This window comes from Pectobacterium aroidearum, from assembly GCF_041228105.1.
Classification (GTDB): domain Bacteria; phylum Pseudomonadota; class Gammaproteobacteria; order Enterobacterales; family Enterobacteriaceae; genus Pectobacterium; species Pectobacterium aroidearum.
Window position 1 is genome coordinate 3,621,395 of record NZ_CP166097.1, and the last position, 24,913, is coordinate 3,646,307.

22 protein-coding genes are annotated in these 24,913 nt (G+C 55.1%); 11 read left to right on the forward strand and 11 right to left on the reverse strand.

Annotated features, from left to right (window positions below; all coding sequences use genetic code 11):
- The first annotated feature begins 217 nt into the window (after nucleotides 1–217).
- Nucleotides 218–1,504, forward strand: coding sequence for a citrate synthase (locus AB8809_RS16465; protein ID WP_181829396.1), 1,287 nt, complete (start codon nucleotides 218–220; stop codon nucleotides 1,502–1,504).
- Nucleotides 1,505–1,678: 174 nt separating this feature from the next.
- Here the strand turns inward: AB8809_RS16465 and nei are convergent, their stop codons facing one another.
- The 8 genes from nei to AB8809_RS16505 all read right to left on the reverse strand — a co-directional run bounded on the left by nei (nucleotide 1,679) and on the right by AB8809_RS16505 (nucleotide 8,887).
- Nucleotides 1,679–2,470: an endonuclease VIII gene (gene nei, locus AB8809_RS16470; protein WP_349854995.1), complete on the reverse strand. Its 792-nt coding sequence runs from the start codon at nucleotides 2,468–2,470 to the stop codon at nucleotides 1,679–1,681.
- A gap of 50 nt (nucleotides 2,471–2,520) precedes the next feature.
- Nucleotides 2,521–3,168, reverse strand: a complete 648-nt coding sequence (gene pcp / locus AB8809_RS16475; RefSeq protein ID WP_015839509.1) for a pyroglutamyl-peptidase I — start codon at nucleotides 3,166–3,168, stop codon at nucleotides 2,521–2,523.
- Between the two features lie 30 nt (nucleotides 3,169–3,198).
- Complete coding sequence (gene pxpA, locus AB8809_RS16480) at nucleotides 3,199–3,936, reverse strand: 5-oxoprolinase subunit PxpA (protein ID WP_015839508.1); 738 nt, start codon at nucleotides 3,934–3,936, stop codon at nucleotides 3,199–3,201.
- Nucleotides 3,926–4,870: a 5-oxoprolinase subunit PxpC gene (gene pxpC / locus AB8809_RS16485; protein ID WP_205946896.1), complete on the reverse strand. Its 945-nt coding sequence runs from the start codon at nucleotides 4,868–4,870 to the stop codon at nucleotides 3,926–3,928. Before pxpC ends, pxpA begins: the two co-directional genes overlap by 11 nt.
- Complete coding sequence (gene pxpB, locus AB8809_RS16490) at nucleotides 4,864–5,520, reverse strand: 5-oxoprolinase subunit PxpB (RefSeq protein ID WP_180778375.1); 657 nt, start codon at nucleotides 5,518–5,520, stop codon at nucleotides 4,864–4,866. Before pxpB ends, pxpC begins: the two co-directional genes overlap by 7 nt.
- Before the next feature lie 156 nt (nucleotides 5,521–5,676).
- Nucleotides 5,677–6,420 (reverse strand): type 2 GTP cyclohydrolase I, encoded by a 744-nt coding sequence (locus AB8809_RS16495; RefSeq protein ID WP_015839505.1) that lies wholly within the window; start codon nucleotides 6,418–6,420, stop codon nucleotides 5,677–5,679.
- Entirely contained in the window at nucleotides 6,413–7,906 is a 1,494-nt protein-coding gene (phrB, locus tag AB8809_RS16500) for a deoxyribodipyrimidine photo-lyase (RefSeq protein WP_349854996.1), read from the reverse strand. Before phrB ends, AB8809_RS16495 begins: the two co-directional genes overlap by 8 nt.
- Before the next feature lie 21 nt (nucleotides 7,907–7,927).
- The gene (locus AB8809_RS16505; RefSeq protein WP_015839503.1) at nucleotides 7,928–8,887 is read right to left on the reverse strand and encodes a 2-thiouracil desulfurase family protein; all 960 of its coding nucleotides are present in this window, start codon (nucleotides 8,885–8,887) and stop codon (nucleotides 7,928–7,930) included.
- A 409-nt stretch (nucleotides 8,888–9,296) separates the two neighbouring features.
- On the opposite strand from AB8809_RS16505, the gene AB8809_RS16510 reads away from it, so the two are divergent.
- The 3 genes from AB8809_RS16510 to AB8809_RS16520 all read left to right on the forward strand — a co-directional run bounded on the left by AB8809_RS16510 (nucleotide 9,297) and on the right by AB8809_RS16520 (nucleotide 12,842).
- Nucleotides 9,297–9,989, forward strand: a complete 693-nt coding sequence (locus AB8809_RS16510) for an ABC transporter ATP-binding protein (protein ID WP_300998027.1) — start codon at nucleotides 9,297–9,299, stop codon at nucleotides 9,987–9,989.
- Between the two features lie 17 nt (nucleotides 9,990–10,006).
- Nucleotides 10,007–10,987 (forward strand): ABC transporter substrate-binding protein, encoded by a 981-nt coding sequence (locus AB8809_RS16515; RefSeq protein ID WP_015839501.1) that lies wholly within the window; start codon nucleotides 10,007–10,009, stop codon nucleotides 10,985–10,987.
- A gap of 199 nt (nucleotides 10,988–11,186) precedes the next feature.
- Complete coding sequence (locus AB8809_RS16520; protein WP_349854997.1) at nucleotides 11,187–12,842, forward strand: iron ABC transporter permease; 1,656 nt, start codon at nucleotides 11,187–11,189, stop codon at nucleotides 12,840–12,842.
- A 141-nt stretch (nucleotides 12,843–12,983) separates the two neighbouring features.
- On the opposite strand, the gene AB8809_RS16525 is transcribed toward AB8809_RS16520, so the two are convergent.
- Entirely contained in the window at nucleotides 12,984–13,190 is a 207-nt protein-coding gene (locus AB8809_RS16525) for a YbfA family protein (protein ID WP_015839499.1), read from the reverse strand.
- A gap of 422 nt (nucleotides 13,191–13,612) precedes the next feature.
- Between AB8809_RS16525 and kdpF the strand changes: the two genes are divergently transcribed.
- The 7 genes from kdpF to AB8809_RS16560 all read left to right on the forward strand — a co-directional run bounded on the left by kdpF (nucleotide 13,613) and on the right by AB8809_RS16560 (nucleotide 22,315).
- On the forward strand, nucleotides 13,613–13,702 hold the full coding sequence (kdpF, locus tag AB8809_RS16530) for a K(+)-transporting ATPase subunit F (RefSeq protein ID WP_039290783.1): 90 nt from the start codon (nucleotides 13,613–13,615) through the stop codon (nucleotides 13,700–13,702).
- A complete protein-coding gene (kdpA, locus tag AB8809_RS16535; protein WP_349854998.1) occupies nucleotides 13,702–15,390 on the forward strand; it encodes a potassium-transporting ATPase subunit KdpA in 1,689 nt (562 codons plus the stop codon). Before kdpF ends, kdpA begins: the two co-directional genes overlap by 1 nt.
- 15 nt (nucleotides 15,391–15,405) lie before the next feature.
- Nucleotides 15,406–17,550, forward strand: a complete 2,145-nt coding sequence (kdpB, locus tag AB8809_RS16540; protein WP_349854999.1) for a potassium-transporting ATPase subunit KdpB — start codon at nucleotides 15,406–15,408, stop codon at nucleotides 17,548–17,550.
- 19 nt (nucleotides 17,551–17,569) lie between these two features.
- Nucleotides 17,570–18,145, forward strand: a complete 576-nt coding sequence (gene kdpC / locus AB8809_RS16545; RefSeq protein ID WP_336710023.1) for a potassium-transporting ATPase subunit KdpC — start codon at nucleotides 17,570–17,572, stop codon at nucleotides 18,143–18,145.
- Between the two features lie 225 nt (nucleotides 18,146–18,370).
- Nucleotides 18,371–21,118 (forward strand): two-component system sensor histidine kinase KdpD, encoded by a 2,748-nt coding sequence (kdpD, locus tag AB8809_RS16550; protein ID WP_349855001.1) that lies wholly within the window; start codon nucleotides 18,371–18,373, stop codon nucleotides 21,116–21,118.
- 5 nt (nucleotides 21,119–21,123) lie between these two features.
- Complete coding sequence (gene kdpE, locus AB8809_RS16555) at nucleotides 21,124–21,804, forward strand: two-component system response regulator KdpE (protein ID WP_181844523.1); 681 nt, start codon at nucleotides 21,124–21,126, stop codon at nucleotides 21,802–21,804.
- An 82-nt stretch (nucleotides 21,805–21,886) separates the two neighbouring features.
- Nucleotides 21,887–22,315, forward strand: coding sequence for an EamA family transporter (locus AB8809_RS16560; RefSeq protein ID WP_015839493.1), 429 nt, complete (start codon nucleotides 21,887–21,889; stop codon nucleotides 22,313–22,315).
- A 63-nt stretch (nucleotides 22,316–22,378) separates the two neighbouring features.
- On the opposite strand, the gene pgm is transcribed toward AB8809_RS16560, so the two are convergent.
- Complete coding sequence (gene pgm / locus AB8809_RS16565; RefSeq protein ID WP_349855002.1) at nucleotides 22,379–24,022, reverse strand: phosphoglucomutase (alpha-D-glucose-1,6-bisphosphate-dependent); 1,644 nt, start codon at nucleotides 24,020–24,022, stop codon at nucleotides 22,379–22,381.
- Nucleotides 24,023–24,069: 47 nt separating this feature from the next.
- A complete protein-coding gene (gene seqA / locus AB8809_RS16570) occupies nucleotides 24,070–24,606 on the reverse strand; it encodes a replication initiation negative regulator SeqA (RefSeq protein WP_015839491.1) in 537 nt (178 codons plus the stop codon).
- Between the last annotated feature and the right edge of the window lie 307 nt (nucleotides 24,607–24,913).

The window sequence follows — 24,913 nt, forward strand, 5'->3', positions numbered from 1 at the left end:
CTAGAATCTATTCAGAGCGCAACTCATTATCTGAATATTGTTAATTACCTGGAGAACGAATTTTTCATCCTGAATGCGGCAATCCGCCTTACTCTGTACCCTATTTGACGACTGTGTCACGACAGAGTTTCACCGGCCATTTTCTTTGCCGGTGCACAGGCATGACGGTATTTCTTCAGTGAAAATTTTTAAAATTAAAGCGCTAAGGAGACTGTAAATGGCTGATAAAAAAGCAACACTTACTCTAGAAGGTAAAGAACCAATTGAGCTAAATGTCCTATCCGGCACTCTAGGACATGATGAGATTGATATTCGTCCCCTCGGTTCTAAAGGTTACTTCACATTTGACCCCGGTTTTACCTCTACTGCATCTTGCGAATCAAAGATTACCTATATCGACGGTGACGAAGGCATCCTGCTGCACCGCGGTTTCCCGATTGACCAACTGGCTGAAAAATCCAACTATCTTGAAGTATGTTACATCCTGCTGTTCGGTGAAGTCCCGACGACAGAACAGTATGAAACCTTCAAGACGACCGTGACCCGCCATACCATGATCCATGAGCAGATTACCCGTCTGTTCCACGGTTTCCGCCGCGATTCACACCCAATGGCCGTATTGTGCGGCGTGACTGGCGCGCTGGCGGCGTTCTACCACGATTCACTGGATATTAACATTGAGCGCCACCGCGAAATCGCGGCCTACCGCCTGCTGTCCAAAATGCCGACCGTCGCGGCAATGTGCTACAAATATTCACTGGGTCAGCCGTTTGTTTATCCGAAAAACAACCTGTCCTACGCAGGTAACTTCCTGCACATGATGTTCTCTACGCCTTGTGAAGAATATGTTGTGAATCCGGTGCTGGAACGCGCCATGGACCGTATTCTTATCCTGCATGCCGATCACGAACAAAACGCCTCAACCTCTACCGTACGTACCGCTGGCTCTTCTGGCGCGAACCCGTTTGCCTGTATCGCCGCGGGGATCGCCTCGCTGTGGGGACCGGCGCACGGTGGCGCGAACGAAGCCTGTCTGCGTATGCTGGAAGAGATCAGCAGCGTGGAACACATCCCGGCGTTTATCGAGCGTGCAAAAGACAAGAACGACTCTTTCCGTCTGATGGGCTTCGGCCACCGCGTGTACAAGAACCACGATCCACGCGCCAAAGTCATGCGTGAAACCTGCCATGAAGTGTTGAAAGAGCTGGGCAGAAAAGACGACCTGCTGGAAGTGGCGATGGAGTTGGAGCATATCGCGCTGAACGACCCGTACTTCATTGAGAAGAAACTGTACCCGAACGTGGACTTCTATTCAGGTATCATCCTGAAAGCGATGGGTATTCCGTCTTCCATGTTTACCGTTATCTTCGCGATGGCGCGTACCGTGGGCTGGATTGCGCACTGGAACGAAATGCACGACGACGGCATCAAGATTGCCCGTCCGCGTCAGCTGTACACCGGCTACGACAAACGTGACTTCGCGTCTAATCTGAAACACGATTAATCTATTCAGTATCGACACAAAAGGCCGGACTTTCCGGCCTTTGTTTTTTTACCTCATACTGAGATTCATCTAGATTGGAATACGGAAATCAGTACTGAGAGAACCATCCCTAATGTCATTTCTATTACTCACACGAAATCCTTTTCAATTAATCTAAAAACGGCGCTTCTCCCTTTATCTCTGGCAGTGCGGGCACCAATAGAATGGGCGTGATGACAGCATCGTTCTTTCAATGATTCCGCCGCAGCGCTCACAGCTTCCCCCTTCACGATGGAAAACCTTGAACGAGAAAATTGCGCCATGATGGTGGTTTTCATCAACGGTGCCGCGTGTGTTATAGGACAATCGGGGAATATCCAGCAGCGCCTGACTTAACGTCTGCAACTGGTCCTCATTCAGCTGTGCTGCCGTGTGTTGCGGCGCCAACTGTGCCTGCCAGAGAATTTCGACGCGCAGGTAATTTCCCAACCCCGCCAGAAAAGCCTGATCCAACAGCAGTCCGCTAAACTGGCGACGACGAAAACGTGGTAGCAGCAAACGCTCATACACCTGCTCAGGTGTCAGGGAAAGATCCAAGACATCAGGACCAATACGTTGCAGGAAAGGATGCGTGGTGAGTGCCTCCGGCGTCAGCATTTCAATATCTGATGCGCTATAAAGCAGAATGGCACGATCCTGTGTCTCCAGCCGAACGCGCAAATCCCGCTTCGTTTCCGGCGATTCACCGGCATTGACCACGCGCCACACGCCATACAGCTGGTTGTGGCTATACAGCACACGATCGTTGCTAAAATAGGTCAGCAGCGCTTTTCCGCGCGTTGCAATCTGCCTGACCTGCTGCCCGACCAATTCTGCCTCGTACGGTTTCAACTCAGGAAACGCAAACCAGACACGCGTCAGCGTTTTTCCCACAACGGCCTCAACGAGCTTATCGGCCGCCCGGCGAATTTCCGGCCCTTCCGGCATACCTTACTCCCTGAAAATCAGACGCTTTGCGTATTACGCGATTAACCGAACTAATGCAGGGCACCACCCGTCACCGCCACATCAACCTGCTGCGCTAGCGACTGCTTGATCATCACTTCCAGCGCTGCCGTCACTAGCGGCGTGGGCATGCTCGGCTCACCGGGATGTCGCGCAGCCTGTTCCGGCGAATAGGGAATGTGAACGAACCCGCCGCGCACCACATCACCCTGTTGATGTAACTGATGTAAAAGCCCGTACATCACATGGTTGCAGACAAACGTCCCCGCGGTTTGCGACACCGAGGCAGGAATCCCCGCCACACGTAACGCCTGCACCAGCGCTTTCACCGGTAATGTCGAGAAATAGGCTGCGGGTCCCTTTTCGACGATGGGCGTATCAATCGGCTGGTTGCCTCGGTTATCGGCAATGCGGGCATCATTAATATTAATCGCCACACGTTCGACAGAAATATCAGTACGACCGCCCGCCTGCCCCACCGCGATCACCACTTCCGGCTGCCATTCCGCTATGGCGCGGTAAAGTTCTTCCAGCGACAAATCAAAAACACACGATAAACGGCAGGCGACCACGCGTGCACCGCCGACTTCCCGCTGATGAAGCACTTTTACTGCTTCCCATGAGGGATTAATCGCTTCGCCCTCAAAAGGTTCAAACGCCGTGATCAAAACGGTTTTCATCGATTATCCCCGTCCTACAAAAAATAATGATTATGCCGCAGCTACCGTTATCTGGTGCTCGCTAAAGCAGCTACGCAATTTGCGCGCAAACAGCAACGCGTGTTGTCCATCGCCGTGAATACACACGGTGTCCGCCTGCACAGTAACCCAGGAACCGTCGATTGCTCTGACCCGCTGGCGCTGGATCATTTCCAGCGTCTGCGCCAGCGCCAGCTCATCGCTGTTAATCAGCGCTCCCGCCTGAGTGCGAGGCACCAGCGTTCCGTCAGGCAGATAACAGCGATCGGCGAACACCTCCTGACGCGTCTCCAGCCCTAGCCGTTGCCCGGCTCGGATTAACTCACTGCCCGCCAGCCCGACCAGACGCAGCGCGGGATTGACGACCTTCACCGCCTTGGCTATCGCATCGGCCAGCGCCGGTTCGCATGCGGCCTGATTGTAAAGCATACCGTGGGGCTTTACGTGTGACAGCGTGCCCCCTTCAGCAGCGACAATCGCGCTGAGCGCGCCAAGCTGATACACCATTTGTGCAAAGACAATTTCCGCAGGCACATTCATTGCCTTACGGCCAAAATTTTCACGATCGGGAAAGCTCGGGTGAGCGCCAAGCGCAACCCCATAACCGATTCCCCAACGCACTGACTGACGCATGGTTTGCGCATCGCCAGCATGAAATCCGCAAGCAATATTGGCCGAGGTCACTAGCTTCAACAACGCTTCGTCGTTCTCTCCGCCCTCGCCCAGATCGGCATTCAAATCAATAATCATGTAGCCTCCATGCAAGTTGTTCGAGGTAACGTCGCTGTTCCTCGCCCGCTTTTTGCGCTTGTGCCTGCGTACAGTGAATAAAATGGATCGGTTCACCGAGTCGGATTTGCGCCAGATGGAATAAATCCGCTTCGATCACCGTCGCAATACGCGGGTAACCGCCGGTTGTCTGCGCATCCGCCAGCAGTACGATAGGGTGACCATTGTGTGGAACCTGCACGACGCCCGGTAGCAGTCCATGCGATGGCAGTTCGCGCGGTTTGTTGCCTGACAAGGCAGAACGCTGTAGCTCAGCACCGAGCAAACGGTAGCCCATGCGGTTACTTTGCGGGCTCAACTGCCAGGAGGTTCGCCAGAACAGCTCCCGCATCTCTTCGCTGAACTCCTGATACTCCGGCCCCGGCAATGCCCGCACGCGGTTGCTGAACAACAGCTGCTTAATGCCGACTTCCCGCGTCAGTTCACGAGTCGGCGTACCCAGCGGAAGCTCATCGCCGTCCATCAGCAAACGTCCGTCAAAACCACCAAAACTCGCTTTCAAATCGGTACTGCGCGAACCGAGTGCTTCCGGCACATCTATGCCACCGGACAGGGCCAGATAGCTGCGCATTCCGTTACGCGGCATGCGCATTTTTAACGTTTGTCCCGGCTTCACGGCGAAACGCCAGCCTGTCCAGAGCGGTTTGCCATCAAGGTCGGCATGGCAGTCTGCCCCAGTCAGCGCCACCCAGCAGGCGGTAGTGAATGTTGCGGTAAACTTGCCCAGCGTAATTTCCAGCGCAGCCGCATTCTCTGCGTTGCCCACCAGCAGGTTAGCCATCGTCAGAGCAGGCAGATCGAGCGCACCTGACTGGCTGATACCCAAACGGCGAAAACCGACACGGCCACCGTCCTGCACCGAAGTATGCAATCCGGCATGGATAACTTTCAGCATACGCCCTCCTTCTGTGGCAGAAACCGAACGTTATCACCAGGGCGCAGCAGCGTGGGTGGCATCGTCTGTGGATTAAACAATTTCAGCGAAGTGCGACCAATCAGTTGCCAGCCGCCCGGTGTCGCCAGCGGATAAATCCCCGTCTGCGCACCGCCAATCCCCACCGATCCTGCTGGGACGCGCAGGCGCGGTTCGGCGCGACGCGGCATATGCAGTTTCTCGTTTAATCCACCGAGGTAGGCAAAACCCGGCTGAAAGCCCAAAAAGTAGACCACATATTGTGCAGACGCATGCGCTTCCACAACCTGATGCTCGCTCAGGCCACTGTGGGCGGCAACTTCCGCCAGATCCGGTCCCGCTTCTCCACCATAAACGACGGGAATGTCGATATCGCGTGGGTCAAACACCAGCGACTCACTCTCTTCCCACCAACGCTGCAAGCGTTCAAGCGCATCCAGCGCTACCTGCTGCGGGTTCGCCAGTAGTACCGTCAGATTGTTCATGCCCGGAATCGCTTCCAGCACCTCTTCATGGTGATTCAGGCGCTCGGCAAGCCCCCATATCCGCTGCTGGCTCTCCAGCGACATAGGCGGTTCCAGTTCCAGAACGACCGCTCTCTCGCCCAGAAGATAACATCGTGCTCGTTGCAATCTTTCCTCCTGAATCGCGTTTTATCCATCATGGTGAACATGGCAAAATGATTAACGTTGCTTACCTATGCGTTTTCTTCCCAACAGCTAAGCAACAACGATGCCAACATAAAAAATGCGGCATCATTCATGTGCGATACAGAGACTTTCAGCCCATCACGCAGGGTTAGGAATATCAATAAATGTCACATCAAAACCGTGCTGTTCTGCCAGCCACTCACCCAACGCCCGAATGCCGCCGCGCTCGGTCGCATGGTGCCCGGCAGCGAAGAAGTGCAGCCCCATTTCGCGCGCAATGTGGATGGTTTGCTCAGACACTTCACCGGTAATAAAAGCATCGACGCCAAATCGGGCCGCCTGCTCAATAAAGCCCTGTCCACCGCCGGTACACCAGGCCACGCGCTGTATCTGTTGCGGTGCATTATCCCCACAATGCAGCACGGTACGCCCCAGCCGCTTTTCTACACGGCGGCAAAAAGCATCCGCCGTCATGGGCTGCGCCAGCTCGCCATACGGCACCAGCGGCTCAATCATCCCCTGCACCTGAATCTCCAGCAGCGCCGCCAGCTGGGCGTTATTCCCCAGTTCAGGATGTGCATCCAGCGGCAGGTGATAGCCGTACAGATTGATATCATTGACCAGCAGCGTTTTCAGCCGGTTACGTTTCATGCCACAAACAATCTGCGGTTCGTTTTTCCAAAAATAGCCGTGATGAACCAGAATGGCATCGGCCTGCTTTTCTACTGCGGCATCCAGCAACGCCTGTGAGGCCGTTACGCCCGTTACAATACGTTTTACTTCTGCACGCCCCTCAACCTGTAAACCGTTCGGCGCGTAGTCCTGAAACGTCTCCGTGCTCAGTTTCTCGTTAATAATTCTTTCCAGTTCCACATTACGCATACTTATCGTTCTCTTCTCGATCGTTATCCGCCATACCGATATTTTTTGCCGCCTCAAACGCCGCCAGCGTGTTCTGACGTGCGGTTTTGTGGTCGACGATGGGCAGCGGATAGTTCAGCTGATGATGATGTTTGTCAGCCCATCGATGGGGCTGATGAATATCTTTATCCGGCACGGCAGCCAATTCAGGCAGCCAGTGACGAATAAACCGACCTTCAGGGTCGAAGCGCTCGCCCTGCGTTGTCGGGTTAAAAATGCGAAAATAAGGTGCCGCATCGGTACCTGTCGATGCTGCCCACTGCCAGCCGCCGTTATTCGCCGCCAGATCGCCATCCAGCAGTTGCGACATAAAGTAGCGTTCGCCTTCGCGCCAATCGATCAGCAAATCTTTGACGAGAAAACTGGCGCAGATCATACGCAGGCGATTGTGCATCCAGCCCGTTTCATTCAGTTGACGCATCGCCGCATCCACAATTGGGTAGCCGGTTTTACCCTGCTGCCAGGCGGCTAAATCCTCTGGTGATTCTCGCCATTTCACCCACTGCGTCCAGGCGGTAAACGGACGGTGTTTACACAACTGCGGCCAAGACACGATCAGGTGACGATAAAATTCGCGCCAGACCAGCTCGTTAAACCAGGTAAACGCCCCGCCTTCACGTCGTTCCAGCATATCCGGACACTCGGCGCGCAGACGATTAAAACATTGGCGCGGCGAGACGATCCCCAGAGCCAGATAGGGAGAAAGCTTGCTGGTGCCGGGCAGCGCCGGGACATCCCGCTGCTGGTCGTAATCCTGTACCTGTTCGCGGCAAAAACGGCGCAGTTGCTGCAACGCCGCACGTTCACCACAGGGGAAATCGTCGCTATCCACCTCGCGCTGCGGATAGCTGAACGGCACCAGTGCCGTCATATTATTGATAGGTTCACCGCGCGCGTCCGGTGCCAGCACGCATGTCGTCTCCGCTTCTAACAGTCGTTTGATAAAAGCCTGACGAAATGGCGTAAATACTTTATACATCTCGCCGTTGCCCGTCAGCACACTGCCCGGCGGTAGCAACAGACTGTCATGGTAGCCGTGGCAAACCACACTATCCGCCAGCCGATCTTTTACCTGCTTATCACGCAGGCGTTCGTTAATTTCATACTGATAATTGTAGAAAAGGTCGGTGGCCTGCTGCTGCGCACAAAATTGCACCAGCCAGTCAACCGATGCCGCAAAGTCAGCACATTCATGGTAGTGCAGCGGGATCCCTTTCTCGGCCAGCGCGTACTGCACCGACGTCAGATTTTCCAGCAGAAAGGTCGCCTGCCGCGGTGCCATATCGTGCTTTTCCCATTGTGCAGGCGTCGCGATAAAGACGGCCAGCACGGTGGCATTCGGATCCTGACAGGCCGCGAACAGCGCCAGATTATCGGTAATGCGCAGGTCGTTGCGCAGCCAGACTAAATGTGTAGCAGCATGATGTGTAGCGACATGCGTAGTCATGAAACTCCTCGGGCGGTCAAACTAGTGTCCGTAACGCAGGCGTAATGCCTCCGGGTACGGCTCAAAGTAACGCTGCTGAGCCAGATACGCATCGGGGTATTCCGCCATGTAATGTTTCAGCAGCGTGATCGGCGCCAATAGCGGTTGAAAACCTTGCCGATAGCGATCGATGAGCTGCGACAGTTCCTGCCGCTGTTGGGAATTAAGCTGGCGCCGGAAATAGCCCTGCACGTGCATCAGCACATTGGTGTGATTGCGCCGCGTCGCAGGCGTCGACAGCAGTTTCATGAGCCGTTTCCGGTATTCAACAACGTAGTCTTCCAGTGAATCCCACTTATCGATTCCCGCAACAAACGGCCCCAGCTCACGGTATTCCGGCTGAGAATGCGCCAGCAGCAGCAATTTATAGCGGCTATGAAAGGCAATGAGCGCGCCACGACTCAGCCCGTCTTGCCATAGCTGATTCAGTTCATGTAATGCATAAACGCGTGCAATAAAATTCTCCCGCAAGCCGGGATCGTGCAGGCGTCCGTCTTCCTCAACGGGTAGCCAGGGCATTTGCCGCATCAGTTCCTGCGTAAACAGGCCAATTCCGCTTTTACGCGCATTCTTTTGCGCTTCATCGTAGATCTTTACGCGTTCCATGCCGCAGCTTGGCGATTTGGCGCAGACGATATAACCGCATAAGTGCTGAAGCTGGCTGACTTTATCAGCAGAAAACACCGCCATCTGCTGAGTGACATCCAGCGGTGAACCATTGCTGGCGCGCAGCGTAATGTGGCTTTCCCCTTCTCGCACCAGTCTGAGTGCCGGGCGTGGCACCGGTAAACCAATCGCCATTTCCGGGCAGACCGGTTCAAAACGAAAATAGGGCGCCAGTTGTTCAACGGCAAATTCCAGACGCTTGTGTCCGCCATCAAACCGTACGGGATTACCGAGCAGACAGGCGCTGATACCAACAGGGATGAGTTTTAACGTCATGATTTATCCTTACGCTTGTCAATATGGTTTACCGTGATGGCATTCTGCAAACCCTCTGACCAGCATAGCGGATTTCACCACAATGCAGTGCAGTCACAGCAAAGAATAAAGTAATAAATCATGAGATTGATGGATTATCTCGATCAAACTCAAACAGTTTTCTCTGCGGCCGAACTGCCTATCAAAAATGCGTGCTGCTAACATCTTTTCGTCTGTCATCAAATAGCCTTATTCCCCCACTACAATCCCCATTCCGATATAGAGTCCCAAAGAGGATACCCCATGTTTTTTCCCCTGCTTTACTGGCGGGACGCTTTGTTATGCCCTTTAACCAGGCAACCCAAAAGCACCCGTCCGATCCACCGATATCAAAATGGATATCGCCTCCCGTTATTGCACGGAGGTGATGATGACCACGGCTGAACTCACTACGCCTGCGGCGATTGCGATCGATAAACTGACCCACGCTTTTGCTGGGAAAACGGTGCTCGATGCTATCAGCCTCAATGTGCCGAAAGGCACCATTCTGGCCTTGCTGGGACCTTCCGGCTGCGGCAAAAGCACGTTGCTAAAATTGCTGGCCGGTCTGTTACAGCCGGACGCGGGCACCATTCATTTTGGCGATCGTCAGGTTGCCGGCCATCAACTATGCCTGCCACCAGAGCAGCGCAATCTTGGCATGGTCTTTCAGGACTATGCGCTTTGGCCGCATATGACCGTTGCACAAAATGTCGGGTTCCCACTGCTGATGAGGAAGGTTCCACGCGATATCTGCCGCCAACGCGTTGACGTCACGCTAGCGCGCGTCGGTCTGGCTGATTTTGGCGATCGCAAACCGGCCGATTTATCCGGCGGCCAGCAACAGCGAGTCGCACTGGCGCGCGCCATTATCGCGGAGCCGAACATCCTGCTATTCGATGAACCGCTATCCAATCTCGACCGGGATCTACGTGAATCGCTTTGTCAGGAGATGGCATCGCTCTTACGCCATCTTGGTACCACCGCCGTGTATGTCACCCACGACCGAGGCGAAGCCAACATACTGGCGCACCGTATTGTTCACATGTCGCAAGGCCACATTACTGATATCACCACACGTTAACTTTGGGGAAAAATGCAATGAAAAACACACTGTTTACCATGAATCAACGAGGCATCATTATGGGTATAGCTCTCTCATTAGCAGCGGTGACAGGCAGCGCGCATGCCCTGACGCTGTACACCGCCGGACCGGGAGCACTGGCAAAGAAACTGGCGGCGGGTTATGAAAAGCAGACCGGAGTGAAAGTCGATGTTTTTCAGGCCACAACCGGTAAAGTTATGGCAAGACTGGAAGCCGAGCAGGCCAACCCACGAGCAGACGTCTTGATTTCGGCTTCCTGGGATACAGCGACAGACTTGCAGCAGCGTGGCTGGCTGCTGGAATTTGATAGCCCGAATGCGGCGACCGTGCCTGCGCAGTTCAAAACCCCTTTCTACGTGGCACAAGGTATTTCCGCACTGGGCATTGTGTGGAACAGCAAGAGCGGCACCCCGGAACCCAAAGACTGGAACGACCTCACCAAGCCAGAATTTAAAGATAAAGTCACCACGCCCGATCCCGCGCTGTCTGGTGCCTCGCTCGATCTGCTGATTGGTTTGCAAAATGCGGAAAAAGATAAAGCCTGGGACATGTTCGATCGCTTAAAAGCCAACGGCATGATTATCGCAGGCCCGAACGCACAGGCATTAACGCCCGTACTGCAAGGGGCGAAAGCCGCCGTTTTCGGTGCCGTAGACTACGTTTCTTACGGCAGCATGGAGTCTGGCGAATCCATTAAAGTCATTTTCCCTTCCAGCGGCACCGTCATCGCTCCTCGCCCGATGATGATTCTGAAAAGCAGCAAAAACCAGCAGCAGGCAAAAGACTTCATCAACTACATGTTGTCGCCTGAAGGCCAAAAAGCAGTGGCCGAAGCCTGGTTGATGCCTGCACGTCAGGACGTTGATGCCAAGCGTCCTCTGTTTAAGAACCTGACGTTGCTGCCAGAAGGCGATAGCGCTTCAGCTTCTCGTGCTGCCGTTCTCGATCGCTTTGCCGCCTTATTTGGTCAGCGCTAAGCCTGTTCAATCATGACATACCCTGGATAGTTCGAGCGGTAGGACCAACGTTCGCGTTTTACATCACGCGATATTCTTGAGCAAAGAATGCATGAATCCACGGAGGGATTGAGCAACCCAGTGAGTGCTCATACTGCTTGAAATATAACGAGTATAGATAACGCCTTGCTGACGACCGTCAGCAAGGCTGGAGTATCAGATGAACAAGTTTACTTTACTGCCACTGCTTACGGTGGCGGTACTTTTTACTCTGGTTGGCATTCCCGTATTGTTCGTTGCGCTACAGGCAATTTTCCCGAATTTGGGTTCAGGTTCCTTTGCGAACCCGTTCTCAGCCTTTGCAGATGTTTTTGCACAGGCGCGGCTATTCGCCCTATTGAAAAATACGCTGCTGCTTGGGTTAGGTGTTGCCCTGTGCTGTGCGGTAATCGCTATTCCACTCGGAGCGCTACGCGGACTCTTTGCGCTGCCGTTGGCAAGATTTTGGGATTTACTGTTTCTCATCCCATTCCTGATCCCACCTTATATCGCCGGTCTGTCGTGGATGCTGGCGCTACAGCCGCGAGGCTACGCCGAGCAGCTATTGCCCATTCAACTGGGAGAAGCGCTGTTTTCATTACCCGGCATGATTGGCGTAATGACGCTGAATATTTTCCCGGTCGTCTATTTCGCCGTTTCACGCAGTATGGCGGCGAGCGGAAATCGCCTGGCGGATGTCGCTCGCGTTCACGGTGCCAACGGCTGGCAGGCATTTCTGCGAGTCACGCTGCCATTGTCACTGCCTGCGACAGCGGCCAGCCTGCTGCTTGCCTTTACGCTGGCGATCGAAGAGTACGGCATTCCCGCCGCACTCGGATCGCGGGCCGGTATTCAGGTGCTGACGACAAATATCGAGCAACGACTGGCGGACTGGCCGATCGACCTCTCCGGTTCGGCGGTGCTGTCTTTGCTGCTGGTTGCTATTGCGCTCTGTGCATTTACCCTACAGCGGGCGATGGTCGCCGGGAGTAATGTCGAAACAACCACAGGCAAACCCGCCGCCATCGTCACTCGTCCATTAGGTATATGGCGCTGGCCAGTATTAGTGCTGTTTAGCGTTGTCGGCCTGCTGGCTGTGGGGATTCCACTGGCTTCCATGCTGATTACGGCGTTTTCTGCCACCATCTCCAGCACAATTTCCTGGCAAAATTTAACCTGGCAGCACTTCACCATGTTGGTTGATGACGAAAACGAAGCGCTGCCAGCCTTAACGACCAGTCTGGGTCTGGCAGTCGGCAGTGCGTTACTGACGGGAACGGTCGGCTTTCTCGCAGCCTGGTTTGTGGTTGCCAAGCGTATTCGGGGGGCCGCCGTGCTGGATGGATTATCGATGCTTCCTGCCGCGCTGCCGGGGATTGTTGTCGGGGTGGGCTTGATTCTCGCCTGGAACCAGAGCTTCTGGCCGGTCACGCCCTATAACACCTGGGTGATTTTGCTGCTGTCATACAGTTGTCTGCTGCTGCCTTACCCCGTCCGCTATAGCAGCGCGGCATTAGCGCAAATCGGCAGTAATCTGGAATCCGCGGCGCGCGTTCACGGCGCTAACGCCATGGCAGCATTGCGGTTAATCGTTTTCCCGCTGGTATTCCCCAGCCTACTGGCTGCCATGATGTTGGTCTTTGCTGTCGCATCGCGCGAGCTGGTGACATCACTCTTGCTCTCGCCTGCCGGCGTGCAAACGGTGTCCATTTTTGTTTGGCGTCAGTTTGAGCAAGGCTCCGTCGGGGATGGTATGGCAATGGCAAGCGTCGCGGTATTGATCAGTCTATCGGTGATGTTGCTGGCACTACGATTTCATTCGCTCAAAACAAAATAAGCGCCAGATCCGTTAGCGGAAATGACGCTTATTGATTGCCGTTGAATGCCAAGCTGTTTTAAACCGGTGACGTCAGGATACAAATACTGGCGTCACCATGACTCGCACAGAGCGGTCAATAGCGGCCTGGCTGCGATAGGCTTAATAGAAATCGCAAGCAGCCGCTTCGGACTGCGCCATCCATACGGGTTTATCGCTGGTTTTCAGCCAGACACGGTGTAAATAGCTGTAAAAACGTGCCCGATCGCGGCGGAACAGCATCACCGGTAACGCCAGCACGCCAATGGCAGCCACGGCGGCGCGACGCAGGAGAATACGGTGCAAGGGATAAGTAGTATAAAGCGACATAACGATCCTCCTCTGGGATAAGCGCCCTGATTCAGCGACGCTCTTCATAACGATAAAATAAGAACTGTGATATTGGTTAAAATTTTACCGCCTTTTCTGAAAGTTTACTACTCATCTGACCAGTAAAAGATGAAATAATCGCCAATTTTTTCACCATTACGTCATTAAGTTACAATAACGTTAAAAATAAACTTACCATTAGTTAATTTATGGTTTTTAGATTGGATCAATTTATTCCCTTCTTTTAATACCCTTTCCTCACCGCAGACGATGTGGTTAATCCCGTAACACGCTCCCTGCTTCCGTCGTCTACTTTTCAGCCCATTTTTATACTTTTTTTACGCCCGCAGACGGGAAATTTGCACCTTCTTTTCCTGCGTTTTCCTACTCTGACGCTGTCTATTTTGTTCTGGAGGTGTGTTGTGACACTTAGCATCGTCTTAGGCGGCCTGCTCGTGCTGCTGCTATTGGCCTATCTGGTCTATGCCTTATTGAAGGCGGAGGAATTCTGATGGCCGCCGACGCTTTTCTACTGATCTTTGGTCTGCTGCTTACCGTGCTGATCGTCGCTCAGCCGTTGGGCAGCGGACAGGCCCGTCTGATTGAGGGCGAAACGGGTACGCTTCTGCAAAAGTTTGAAGCAGGAACGGCGCGCCTTTTCGCTTTAGATACAACAGAGATGCGCTGGCAGCAGTATGCGGCGGCTATTCTGACCCTTAACCTGATCGGCATTGTCGTCCTGTTTATCCTGCTCATGGCGCAGGGAGTTCTGCCGCTTAACCCAGAGAATATGCCGGGGCTGTCGTGGCATTTGGCGCTGAACACGGCAATCAGCTTTGTCACCAACACCAACTGGCAGGCTTACAGCGGCGAAAACACGCTGAGCTACCTGAGCCAGATGGTTGGCCTAACGGTACAAAACTTCCTGTCCGCTGCCAGCGGCATCGCCGTCGCTTTCGCGTTAATCCGCGCGTTTTCCCGTCGCTGCGTCGACACACTGGGCAATGCGTGGCTCGATCTGTTTCGCATCACGCTGTACGTGCTGCTGCCGCTGTCCCTGCTGCTGGCGCTGTTTTTTGTTAGCCAGGGCGTGCTGCAAAACCTGCTGCCTTATCAGCATTTGACCACGCTGGACGGTGCAGCCCAAACGCTGCCGATGGGGCCCGTTGCCTCACAGGAAGCGATTAAACTGCTCGGCACCAACGGCGGCGGTTTCTTTGGTGCCAACTCGGCTCATCCGTTTGAAAACCCGACCGCGCTGAGCAACATCGTACAAATGCTGGCGATCCTGTTGATTCCTACCGCGCTATGCTTCGCTTTTGGTAAAGCCGTCAGCGACAACCGTCAGGGCCATGCACTGCTGTGGGCTATGGGGCTAATTTTTATCGTCGCGGCAGCCGTGGTGATGAAAATGGAGGTCATCGGTAACCCGCATCTGCTGGCATTAGGCGCGGACAGCGCGGCGAATCTGGAAGGCAAAGAGACGCGTTTTGGCGTTCTGACTTCCAGCCTGTATGCCGTTGTCACCACAGCTACCTCGACAGGTGCGGTGAACGCGATGCACGACTCTTTCACGGCGCTTGGCGGCATGGTTCCCATGTGGCTGATGCAGATTGGTGAAGTGGTGTTCGGCGGTGTCGGTTCTGGTCTGTATGGCATGCTGCTGTTCGTTCTTCTGACCGTCTTTATTGCTGGCCTGATGATTGGTCGCTCGCCGGAATATCTGGGCAAAAAGATCGAAGTCTATGAGATGAAGATGACAGCGCTGGCGATTCTGATTCCCCCTGCGTTAGTGCTGCTCGGTACCGCGCTGGCGCTGAGTACGGAAGCCGGACGCAGCGGCATTCTGAACCCCGGCGCGCACGGTTTTAGCGAAGTGCTCTATGCCGTTTCCTCTGCCGCGAATAACAACGGTAGCGCGTTTGCCGGTCTGAGCGTCAACACGCCGTTCTATAACGTGCTGCTCGCTGTCACCATGCTGTTGGGTCGCTTTGCCGTCATGGTGCCTGTGTTGGCTATCGCCGGTTCGCTGGTCGTGAAAAAGCGCCAGCCGGAAAGCAAAGGCTCATTGTCCACCCGCAGTCCGCTGTTTATCGGCATGCTCATCGCCATCGTTCTACTGATTGGCGCACTGACGTTTATCCCTGCACTGGCGTTAGGGCCAGTCGCTGAACATTTACAGTTCGGCCTGACTCACTAAGGCTGGAGACTTTTTATGACTCGTCACACGATGAATCATCAGGCAACACAGGAACCGTCCTCTGCCCAGCAGGGCGAGACTTCCCGCCACGCTGGCAAACGTAAACAGCAAACGCTGTTTGATAGAACATTAATCCGCTCGGCGCTGAAAGATGCGCTGAAGAAACTCGACCCGCGCGTGCAGTGGCGCAACCCGGTCATGTTCGTGGTGTATCTCGGCAGTATGCTGACCACCCTCGTCTGGCTGGCTATTCTGGCCGGTAAAACGGAAGGGAACGCCATGTTTACCGGGCTGGTATCACTCTGGCTGTGGTTTACCGTGCTGTTCGCCAACATGGCCGAGGCGCTGGCGGAAGGCCGCAGCAAAGCACAGGCAAACGCGCTGAAAGGCGTCAAAAAAACCAGTTGGGCGAATAAACTCTCCGCACCGCATCACGATGCCAGTTCGGAATCCGTGCCAGCCGATAGCCTGCGCAAAGGCGATATCGTGCTGGTGAGCGCGGGCGAAACGATCCCATGCGACGGTGAAGTGCTGGAGGGGGGTGCATCCGTCGATGAAAGTGCCATCACCGGGGAATCCGCGCCGGTGATTCGCGAGTCCGGCGGCGATTTCGCTTCCGTCACCGGCGGCACGCGCGTGCTGTCCGACTGGCTGGTGATTCAGTGCAGCGTCAATCCCGGCGAAACGTTCCTTGACCGGATGATTGCGATGGTCGAAGGGGCGCAGCGTCGGAAAACCCCGAACGAAATCGCGCTGACCATTCTGCTGATCGAACTCACGCTCATCTTCCTGCTGGTGACTGCCACACTCTACCCGTTCTCCTGGTTCGGCGTACAAGCGAATCACAGCGGCGATGTCGTCGGCGTGACCGTACTTGTCGCTCTGCTCGTCTGCCTGATCCCCACCACCATCGGCGGCCTACTGTCGGCTATCGGCGTGGCAGGGATGAGCCGAATGCTGGGAGCGAACGTGATTGCCACCAGCGGGCGTGCCGTCGAAGCGGCGGGCGATATTGACGTTCTGTTGCTGGATAAAACCGGCACCATTACGCTGGGCAACCGTCAGGCTTCGGCTTTCCTGCCTGCGCCGGGTGTGACGGAACAGGCACTGGCTGATGCCGCGCGTCTCGCCTCCTTAGCCGATGAAACGCCCGAAGGGCGCAGCATCGTGGTGCTGGCGAAGCAGCGTTTTAATCTGGCAGATCAGGACCTCACATCGCTGGACGCCACCTTTGTTCCCTTTACGGCACAGACACGTATGAGTGGCGTCAATTTCGGCCAGCGCACCATTCGTAAAGGTGCCGTCGATGCCCTGCGCCGCTACATTGAAGCGAACAACGGCGATTTCCCGCATCAGGTAGAAGAAGCAGTATCTAACGTTGCTCGCAGCGGAGGGACACCGCTGGTCGTTGCGGAAGGCAAGCGCGTGCTTGGCGTGGTGGAACTGAAAGACATCGTAAAAAGCGGCATCAAAGCGCGCTTTGCCGAGCTGCGCAGTATGGGAATCAAAACCGTGATGATCACCGGCGACAACCCGCTCACGGCGGCGGCGATTGCCGCAGAAGCCGGCGTCGATGATTTTCTGGCGGAAGCCACACCGGAAACCAAGCTGGCGCTGATTCGCCAGTATCAGGCCGAAGGTCGACTGGTCGCGATGACTGGCGATGGCACTAACGATGCCCCCGCGCTGGCGCAGGCAGACGTGGCGGTGGCAATGAACTCCGGCACGCAGGCCGCAAAGGAAGCGGGCAACATGGTTGATTTGGACTCCAACCCAACCAAGCTGATTGAGGTCGTACACATCGGCAAGCAGATGCTGATGACGCGTGGCTCGCTGACGACGTTCAGTATCGCCAACGACGTGGCGAAATATTTCGCCATTATCCCAGCCGCCTTTGCTGCCACCTACCCGCAGCTCAATGCGCTAAACGTGATGCAGTTGCACTCCCCCACCTCGGCCATGCTGTCGGCGGTGATCTTCAATGCGCTGATTATTGTATTTCTGATCCCGCTGGCGCTCAAAGGGATTAGCTATCGCCCCATGAGCGCCGCGGCACAGTTAAGCCGCAATCTGTGGATTTATGGTCTTGGCGGGCTGCTGGTGCCGTTCCTCGGTATCAAGCTTATTGATATGTTGCTGACTGGGCTGAATCTGGCTTAAGGACTGACGGGTGTACGCGATGCGCTATTTACGTTCCTCTTTGTTTTTATTCTTATTATTGCTGCTGTTTACCGGCCTGGCCTACCCGCTGTTGACAACGGTGCTGGCACAGTGGCTGTTTCCGACTCAGGCAAACGGATCGCTGATTTACCGTGACAATGCCGCCGTGGGTTCATCCCTGATCGGGCAGTCATTCAGTCAGGCGGGTTATTTTCAGGGGCGTCCTTCCGCCACGTCAGATGCGCCTTATAACGCGCTGGCATCCGGCGGTAGCAATCTGGCCGCCAGCAATCCGGCGCTGGACAAACAGTTCGTCGAACGCGCTGCGCGCTGGCATCAGTTGGTCGGCAATCAACAGCCGGTGCCTGCTGAATTGTTAACAGCATCCGGCAGCGGGTTGGACCCGCAGATTTCCCCAGAAGCTGCGCGTTATCAGGCGCTCTACATCGCACAGGCCAGAGGGATGTCGCTCCAGCAGGTACAGCAATTGATCGATCGCTTTACCGAAACGAGTAAACCCGCGTTCATTGGGCAGCCGGCGGTCAATGTCCTGCTGCTGAATCTGGCGTTGGATAAGGAAAACCCCCTGCCCTAATCGGCTGTGCGTTACTATTAATCATTATACGGAACCCCGCTGAGGCCGTAGAGCGGTGGTAATGGGTAGATCGTAAAGACGCTGTGAATACGTCCCTGTACGCTCGGCTTGCGCCATCCCTGGCGCAAACGCTTTACTCTTCTATCCCATTACCACCGTTTTCGTTCCACAAATCGCTATCTGCGGCCTGACGATTGTTCAGGCCGCGCTAATAAGGGATAGAACATGATTGACGGTGAAGATCGTCGCCCGGATCCCGATAGCCTACTGGCTCAGGTCGGTGCGCCACCACGCGGCAAGCTGAAGATCTTTTTTGGCGCCTGCGCGGGCGTCGGGAAAACGTATGCCATGTTGCAGGAAGCCCAGCGGCTGCGTGCTCAGGGGTTGGATATTCTTGTCGGCGTAGTAGAAACCCACGGCCGCAGCGAAACGGCTGCGTTGCTGGATGGTTTACCGCTGCTGCCGCTCAAGCATTTGCACCACCACGGTCGCCATACGGTCGAATTCGATCTGGATGCGGCGCTGGCACGCTGTCCGGCGCTGATTCTGATCGACGAGCTGGCGCACAGCAACGTAAGTGGATCGCGCCACCCCAAGCGCTGGCAGGACGTGCAGGAACTGCTCGATGCCGGTATCGACGTCTTCACGACGGTGAACGTTCAGCATCTGGAAAGCCTGAATGATGTAGTCGGTGGTGTCACGGGGATTCGCGTGCGGGAAACCGTGCCAGACCCGATATTCGATCAGGCCAGCGAAGTCATTTTGGTGGATCTTCCACCGGACGATCTGCGGCAACGCCTGAACGAAGGCAAAGTGTACCTGCCACTACAGGCCGAACGTGCCGTCGAGAACTTTTTCCGTAAAGGCAATTTGATCGCCTTGCGTGAACTGGCGCTGCGACGCATGGCAGATCGGGTTGACGATCAAATGCGCGCCATGCGTGCCGGACAAGGGCGCGAACAGGTCTGGCATACGCGCGATGCCATTCTGTTATGTATCGGCCACGGCACCGGTAATGAAAAGCTGGTGCGAACGGCGGCACGTCTGGCGGCGCGGTTAGGCAGCGCCTGGCACGCCGTTTACGTCGAAACCCCGCGTCTTCACCGCTTGCCTGAACCGCAACGGCGCGCCATCCTGCGGGCGCTCAAGCTGGCGCAGGATTTAGGGGCAGAAACGGTTACGCTATCTGAGCCCGACGAAGAACTTGCCGTCCTACGCTATGCGCGTGAGCACAACCTCGGCAAGATCGTCATTGGCCGCCATGTGGAGCAGCGCTTCGGCTGGTGGTGGCGCACTCGCTTTGCCGAACGGCTAGGCAGACTGGGGCCAGATCTCGATCTGGTCGTGGTGGCCGTGCAGGATGATGTACCTGCCACGCCGATAAAAGCGCCTGATGCGCGCGGTCTGGTAGAAAAATGGCGTATGCAGCTGTTTGGCTGCGGGCTCGCCACGCTGCTGTGCGCCTTGATCACCCTACTCGCCTCGTGGTCGCCGTTTGCCATGCTGGAACCGGTCAATCTGGTGATGATTTATCTGCTGGCTGTGGTCATTGTCGCGCTCTTCTTTGGTCGCTGGCCGTCGGTGTTCGCCGCCATCATCAATGTCGCCAGTTTCGATCTCTTCTTCATTCTGCCGCGTGGCACCTTTGCCGTGTCGGATGCACAATATCTGGTCACCTTCGCCGTGATGCTTGGCGTCGGCCTGCTGGTCGGTAATCTGACCGCAGGCGTGCGTTATCAGGCCAGAGTCGCCCGTTATCGCGAGCAGCGCGTCCGCCATCTGTATGAGATGTCCAAGGCGTTGAACCGCAGCCTGTCCAGCGCCGATATTGTCGAGGCCAGCCAGCATTTTCTCAGCACGACATTTCAGGCCAGGATCGCGGTTCTGCTCGCCGATAGCCTGCATCATACCTCGCCTGAACTCGCACAACCTGCGCGAGACAGTCAGCAATTGATTGTCGATCACGCCATCGCCCGCTGGAGCTTCGATCATCGCGCGCCTGCCGGAGCGGGAACAACCACCCTGCCCGGCGTGTCGTATCAGATCCTACCGCTCGCCACCACGCAGCAAATCTTCGGCGTGTTGGCAATCGAGCCCAATAATGCCCGCCAGCTGATGATCCCCGAACAGCAGCGGCTGCTGGAAACCTTTACCGTGCTGATCGCCAATGCGCTGGAGCGTCTGCACCTGATGCAAAGTACGGAAAATGCCCGGCTGGATGCCGAGCGCGAACAGTTGCGTAACTCGCTGCTCGCCGCGCTCTCACACGATCTCCGCACGCCACTGACCGTACTTTTTGGTCAGGCCGAGATTCTGACGCTGAATCTGGCGAGCGAAGGGTCGCCTTATGCTCAGCAGGCCAACCAGATCCGTCAGCATATTTTAAACACCACGCGGCTGGTGAATAATCTGCTCGATATGGCACGTATTCAGTCGGATGGCTTTAACCTGCGCAAAGAGTGGCAAACACCGGAGGAGCTCATCGGCAGCGCCCTACAGCAGTTGGAAAGCGCGCTGGCGAAAAACACCATTCAGGTTAATCTACCTGATGAGATGGTTCTGGTTTATTGTGATGCGGGACTGGTGGAACGCGTGTTCATTAATCTGCTGGAGAATGCGCTAAAATACGCTGGCGAGCAGGCCACGATTGCCATTTCAGCAAGCGTTATTGCAGAGAGCACGGCGTCGCAGCCCGATGATCAGGAAAGCGTGCTGGAAATTATTGTGCAGGACAATGGCCCGGGGATTGAGCACGGTCAGGAAAGTATGATTTTTGATAAATTCTCCCGCGGTCATAAAGAGTCATCCATTCCCGGTGTGGGGCTGGGGCTGGCAATCTGCCGGGCAATTGTAGAAATTCACGGTGGCCGAATCTGGGCAACGAATGCAAAAAGCGGCGGCGCGTCTTTCCATTTCACGCTTCCGCTGTCGACACCACCAGACCTCGAACCGGAAGATATTGAGGAGCACTGAATCCATTGCAGGCCACTATTCTGATCGTTGAAGATGAAAAAGAGATCCGTCGTTTCGTGCGTCAGGCGCTGGAAGGCGAAGGCTGTCGCGTGTTTGACGCAGAAACAATGCAGCGCGGCTTGCTGGAAGCGGCCACGCGCAAACCCGATCTGATTATTCTCGATTTAGGCCTGCCGGACGGCGACGGTATCGACTACATCCGCGATTTACGTCAGTGGAGCAGCCTGCCCGTGATTGTGCTTTCCGCCCGTACCGACGAGCAGGATAAAATAGACGCGCTGGATGCGGGTGCCGATGATTATCTGACCAAACCGTTTGGCATCGGCGAGTTGCTGGCGCGATTGCGCGTCGCGCTGCGTCGCCACAGCAATACACAGCAGGAAACGCCGCTGGTGAGCTTTGGGACGATCACCGTGGATTTACTCAATCGGCAGGTGAACCGCGACGGGCAGGAATTGCACCTGACGCCTATCGAATTTCGCCTGCTGGCCACACTCCTCGCTAACCCAGGAAAAGTGCTGACGCAACGTCAGCTACTGGCGCAGGTTTGGGGGCCGAATGCCGTCGAGCACAGCCACTATCTGCGTATTTATATGGGGCACCTGCGCCAGAAGCTGGAAAGCGATCCGGCAAGACCACGCCATCTCTTGACGGAAACCGCTATCGGTTATCGATTTATGCCGTAAAATCATCCTTCTGTATCAGGCGACGCCCATGGAGAATCTCTCCCGCGATGCGTGCCCGTCATTTCTTCAGGAATACATCGTCATGAGTAGTTGGTTAATTTACGCTTTGCTGTCTGCTGTATGCGCCGCGCTGGTCGCGATATTTGGCAAGATTGGTCTGCAAAACTTGGACGCCAATACGGCGACCGCAATTCGTGCCGTCATCATGGCACTTTTTCTGGTAGGGGTGGTGGTCGCACAAGGCAAACTGGTGCTGGTCGGCGAGATTATTGCCAATAAGAAAGCGCTGTTGTTCATTGTGCTCAGCGGCGTCGCGGGTGCGCTGTCGTGGCTGTTTTACTTTGTCGCATTGAAGAACGGTAACGTCGCACAGGTTGCTCCGATCGATAAGCTCAGTGTGGTGTTCGCTGTCGTGCTGGCAGTCATCCTGCTGGGAGAAAAGATTTCGCTGATGGCGGGCGTCGGTGTTGCGCTGATTTCAGCAGGTGCGCTGCTTGTCGCGTTGGGATAAAGGCATTCTGCGTTTTCTGGTTGTACAAGATGAAAAAAGGCGCTGCAAACAGCGCCTTTTCACTTATTTCGCCGTTGCGAGTACCGCACTGACAATATCTACCGCTTCTTTCTCGATGCGCTCGCGGTGTTCCACCCCGAGGAAACTTTCACAGTAGATTTTGTAGGCTTCTTCGGTGCCGGAAGGACGCGCGGCAAACCAGCCATTTTCCGTCATCACTTTCAGGCCGCCAATCGATGCACCGTTACCCGGCGCAGCAGTCAGACGTGCAGTAATCGGATCGCCCGCCAGCGTGCTGGCCGACACCTGCTCAGGCGACAGCTTGGATAACACGGCTTTTTGCGCATGCGTCGCGGAAGCCTGAATACGGTTATAGCTTGGCGCGCCAAAGCGCTGTGCCAGCTCATCATAATGCTGCTGCGGGTTTTTACCCGTCACGGCCGTAATTTCTGCCGCCAGCAGACACAGGATGATCCCGTCTTTGTCCGTCGACCACGGCGTACCATCAAAGCGCAGGAAAGATGCACCCGCGCTCTCTTCACCACCGAAGCCAAAGCTGCCGTCATACAGACCGTCAACAAACCATTTGAAGCCAACCGGCACTTCCACCAGCTTACGACCCAAATCGGCCACTACGCGATCGATCATCGCGCTGGATACCAGTGTTTTGCCGACAGCAACAGACTGTCCCCACTGTGGACGATGCTGGAACAGATAGTTGATCGCCACCGCCAGATAGTGGTTCGGGTTCATCAATCCGGAAGGCGTGACAATACCGTGGCGGTCATAATCAGGATCGTTAGCAAACGCCAGATCGAATTTATCACGCAGCGCCAGTAGCCCAGCCATGGCGAATTCTGACGAGCAGTCCATACGAATCACGCCATCGTGATCCAGCGACATAAAGCGGAATGTCTGATCGACGGCATCATTCACCAGCGTCAGATCAAGCTTGTAATGCTCTGCGATACGCTGCCAGTAGGCAATACCGGAACCACCCAGCGGGTCAACACCGAGTTTCAGACCGGCACGTTGAATCGCCGCCATGTCCACCACGCTAGCCAGCCCTTCGACATACGGCTGAACCAGATCCTGCTCGTGGACATGTCCGCTTTTCCACGCCTGATCCAGCGTAATGCGTTTCACGTCACGCAGTTCATCCGCCAGCAGAGCATTCGCACGCTTCTCAATCACGCTGGTGAGATTGGTATCTGCTGGGCCACCGTTTGGCGGATTATATTTAATGCCACCATCTTCCGGCGGGTTGTGGGACGGCGTGATTACAATGCCGTCCGCCAGCGCACCACCCTGACGATTGTGAACCAGAATGGCGTTAGACACCGCTGGCGTTGGGGTAAAACCATTATCCAACTGCACGATGACATCAACGCCATTGGCAGCCAACACTTCCAGCACGGAAATAAACGCCGGCTCGGAGAGCGCGTGGGTATCTTTACCGACATAGCACGGGCCGCTGATGCCTTGCTTTTTACGCTCTTCAGCAATCGCCTGCGCAATCGCCAGAATGTGCGGTTCATTAAAGCTATGGCGCCCCGCGCTGCCGCGATGGCCAGACGTACCAAATTTCACCGCGTGCGCTGTGTTGCCGACTTCCGGCTGCAGCACATAATATTGTGACGTTAACTGTGCCACATTAATCAAATCGCTCTGCCGGGCAGGCTGTCCGGCCCTTGGGTGATTAGCCATTGGCGCTTCTCCCTAACGCTGTAGTTAGATAAATGGTTAATAAATAATCAGATGGTTCCGCACACTTTCTCTGTCAGTTCCGCAGGGAACTGCATCGTCAGCATGATGTGCTCAACCATGCTACGTTTACGACCGGTATTCGTGTTGGTAATCACCCAGTATGGCGTGCCCGGAATATGTTTGGGTTTTGTGTGTGTGCCATGCTGAAGCAACGTTTGTTGGTCGCCCGCGAAATAGACCCGCGTGCGGCCATGAAGAGATTCTGTCGCGGCAGCAAACTCCTGCGGCGATAAGGTATACAGCGTGGACAGAACCAGCATAAAGCGATTGATGGCCTTATTCTGTTCAGCGTATTCATCCGACAGCAGCAGCTCACGCAGGGTTCGTACCCGATCGCGCGGGCTCGGTGCCGCAGCAGGCTGAGATGTCGCCGTTGTGACAGCCTCTACGGCAGGCGTGACCACAGGCTGCCCAGCGGTAAATTTCAGCATACGCCGTAAAATATCCGATGCGCTTTCACCGATATGCTGTGTGTGGCTGGCAATATAACGATAAAGCTCTTCGTCGACTTCAATAGTTTTCATCTTTATCCAGTGCTGTTTTTACCCAAAATTGTGCAAATTACAGAGATGCTTCCCTTCTGTAACCCGACATCTATGGGTAGATGACTCAAATCAAAAGGATTATACAGGCGTTCAAACATTATCGAACAGCGGCATAATGGGACAATATCAAAAGTCAGACGATGCCCCAATGCCTTTCACATTCCTTCGAGTGCTATCCCCGTCATACTTCAAGTTGCATGTACGTTGGCTGCGCTTACTCACCCGAATCACTTACTTAAGTAAGCTCATCGGGATTCCCTCGCTTGCCGCCTGCCTGAAACTCGAA

Coding starts and splice junctions, on each gene's coding strand:
- AB8809_RS16465 (WP_181829396.1), top strand. CDS start 218: ATGGCTGATAAAAAAGCAACACTTACTCTAGAAGGTAAAGAACCAATT.
- nei (WP_349854995.1), bottom strand. CDS start 2,470: ATGCCGGAAGGGCCGGAAATTCGCCGGGCGGCCGATAAGCTCGTTGAG.
- pcp (WP_015839509.1), bottom strand. CDS start 3,168: ATGAAAACCGTTTTGATCACGGCGTTTGAACCTTTTGAGGGCGAAGCG.
- pxpA (WP_015839508.1), bottom strand. CDS start 3,936: ATGATTATTGATTTGAATGCCGATCTGGGCGAGGGCGGAGAGAACGAC.
- pxpC (WP_205946896.1), bottom strand. CDS start 4,870: ATGCTGAAAGTTATCCATGCCGGATTGCATACTTCGGTGCAGGACGGT.
- AB8809_RS16495 (WP_015839505.1), bottom strand. CDS start 6,420: ATGCGTAATGTGGAACTGGAAAGAATTATTAACGAGAAACTGAGCACG.
- phrB (WP_349854996.1), bottom strand. CDS start 7,906: ATGACTACGCATGTCGCTACACATCATGCTGCTACACATTTAGTCTGG.
- AB8809_RS16505 (WP_015839503.1), bottom strand. CDS start 8,887: ATGACGTTAAAACTCATCCCTGTTGGTATCAGCGCCTGTCTGCTCGGT.
- AB8809_RS16510 (WP_300998027.1), top strand. CDS start 9,297: ATGACCACGGCTGAACTCACTACGCCTGCGGCGATTGCGATCGATAAA.
- AB8809_RS16515 (WP_015839501.1), top strand. CDS start 10,007: ATGAAAAACACACTGTTTACCATGAATCAACGAGGCATCATTATGGGT.
- AB8809_RS16520 (WP_349854997.1), top strand. CDS start 11,187: ATGAACAAGTTTACTTTACTGCCACTGCTTACGGTGGCGGTACTTTTT.
- AB8809_RS16525 (WP_015839499.1), bottom strand. CDS start 13,190: ATGTCGCTTTATACTACTTATCCCTTGCACCGTATTCTCCTGCGTCGC.
- kdpA (WP_349854998.1), top strand. CDS start 13,702: ATGGCCGCCGACGCTTTTCTACTGATCTTTGGTCTGCTGCTTACCGTG.
- kdpB (WP_349854999.1), top strand. CDS start 15,406: ATGACTCGTCACACGATGAATCATCAGGCAACACAGGAACCGTCCTCT.
- kdpC (WP_336710023.1), top strand. CDS start 17,570: ATGCGCTATTTACGTTCCTCTTTGTTTTTATTCTTATTATTGCTGCTG.
- kdpD (WP_349855001.1), top strand. CDS start 18,371: ATGATTGACGGTGAAGATCGTCGCCCGGATCCCGATAGCCTACTGGCT.
- AB8809_RS16560 (WP_015839493.1), top strand. CDS start 21,887: ATGAGTAGTTGGTTAATTTACGCTTTGCTGTCTGCTGTATGCGCCGCG.
- pgm (WP_349855002.1), bottom strand. CDS start 24,022: ATGGCTAATCACCCAAGGGCCGGACAGCCTGCCCGGCAGAGCGATTTG.
- seqA (WP_015839491.1), bottom strand. CDS start 24,606: ATGAAAACTATTGAAGTCGACGAAGAGCTTTATCGTTATATTGCCAGC.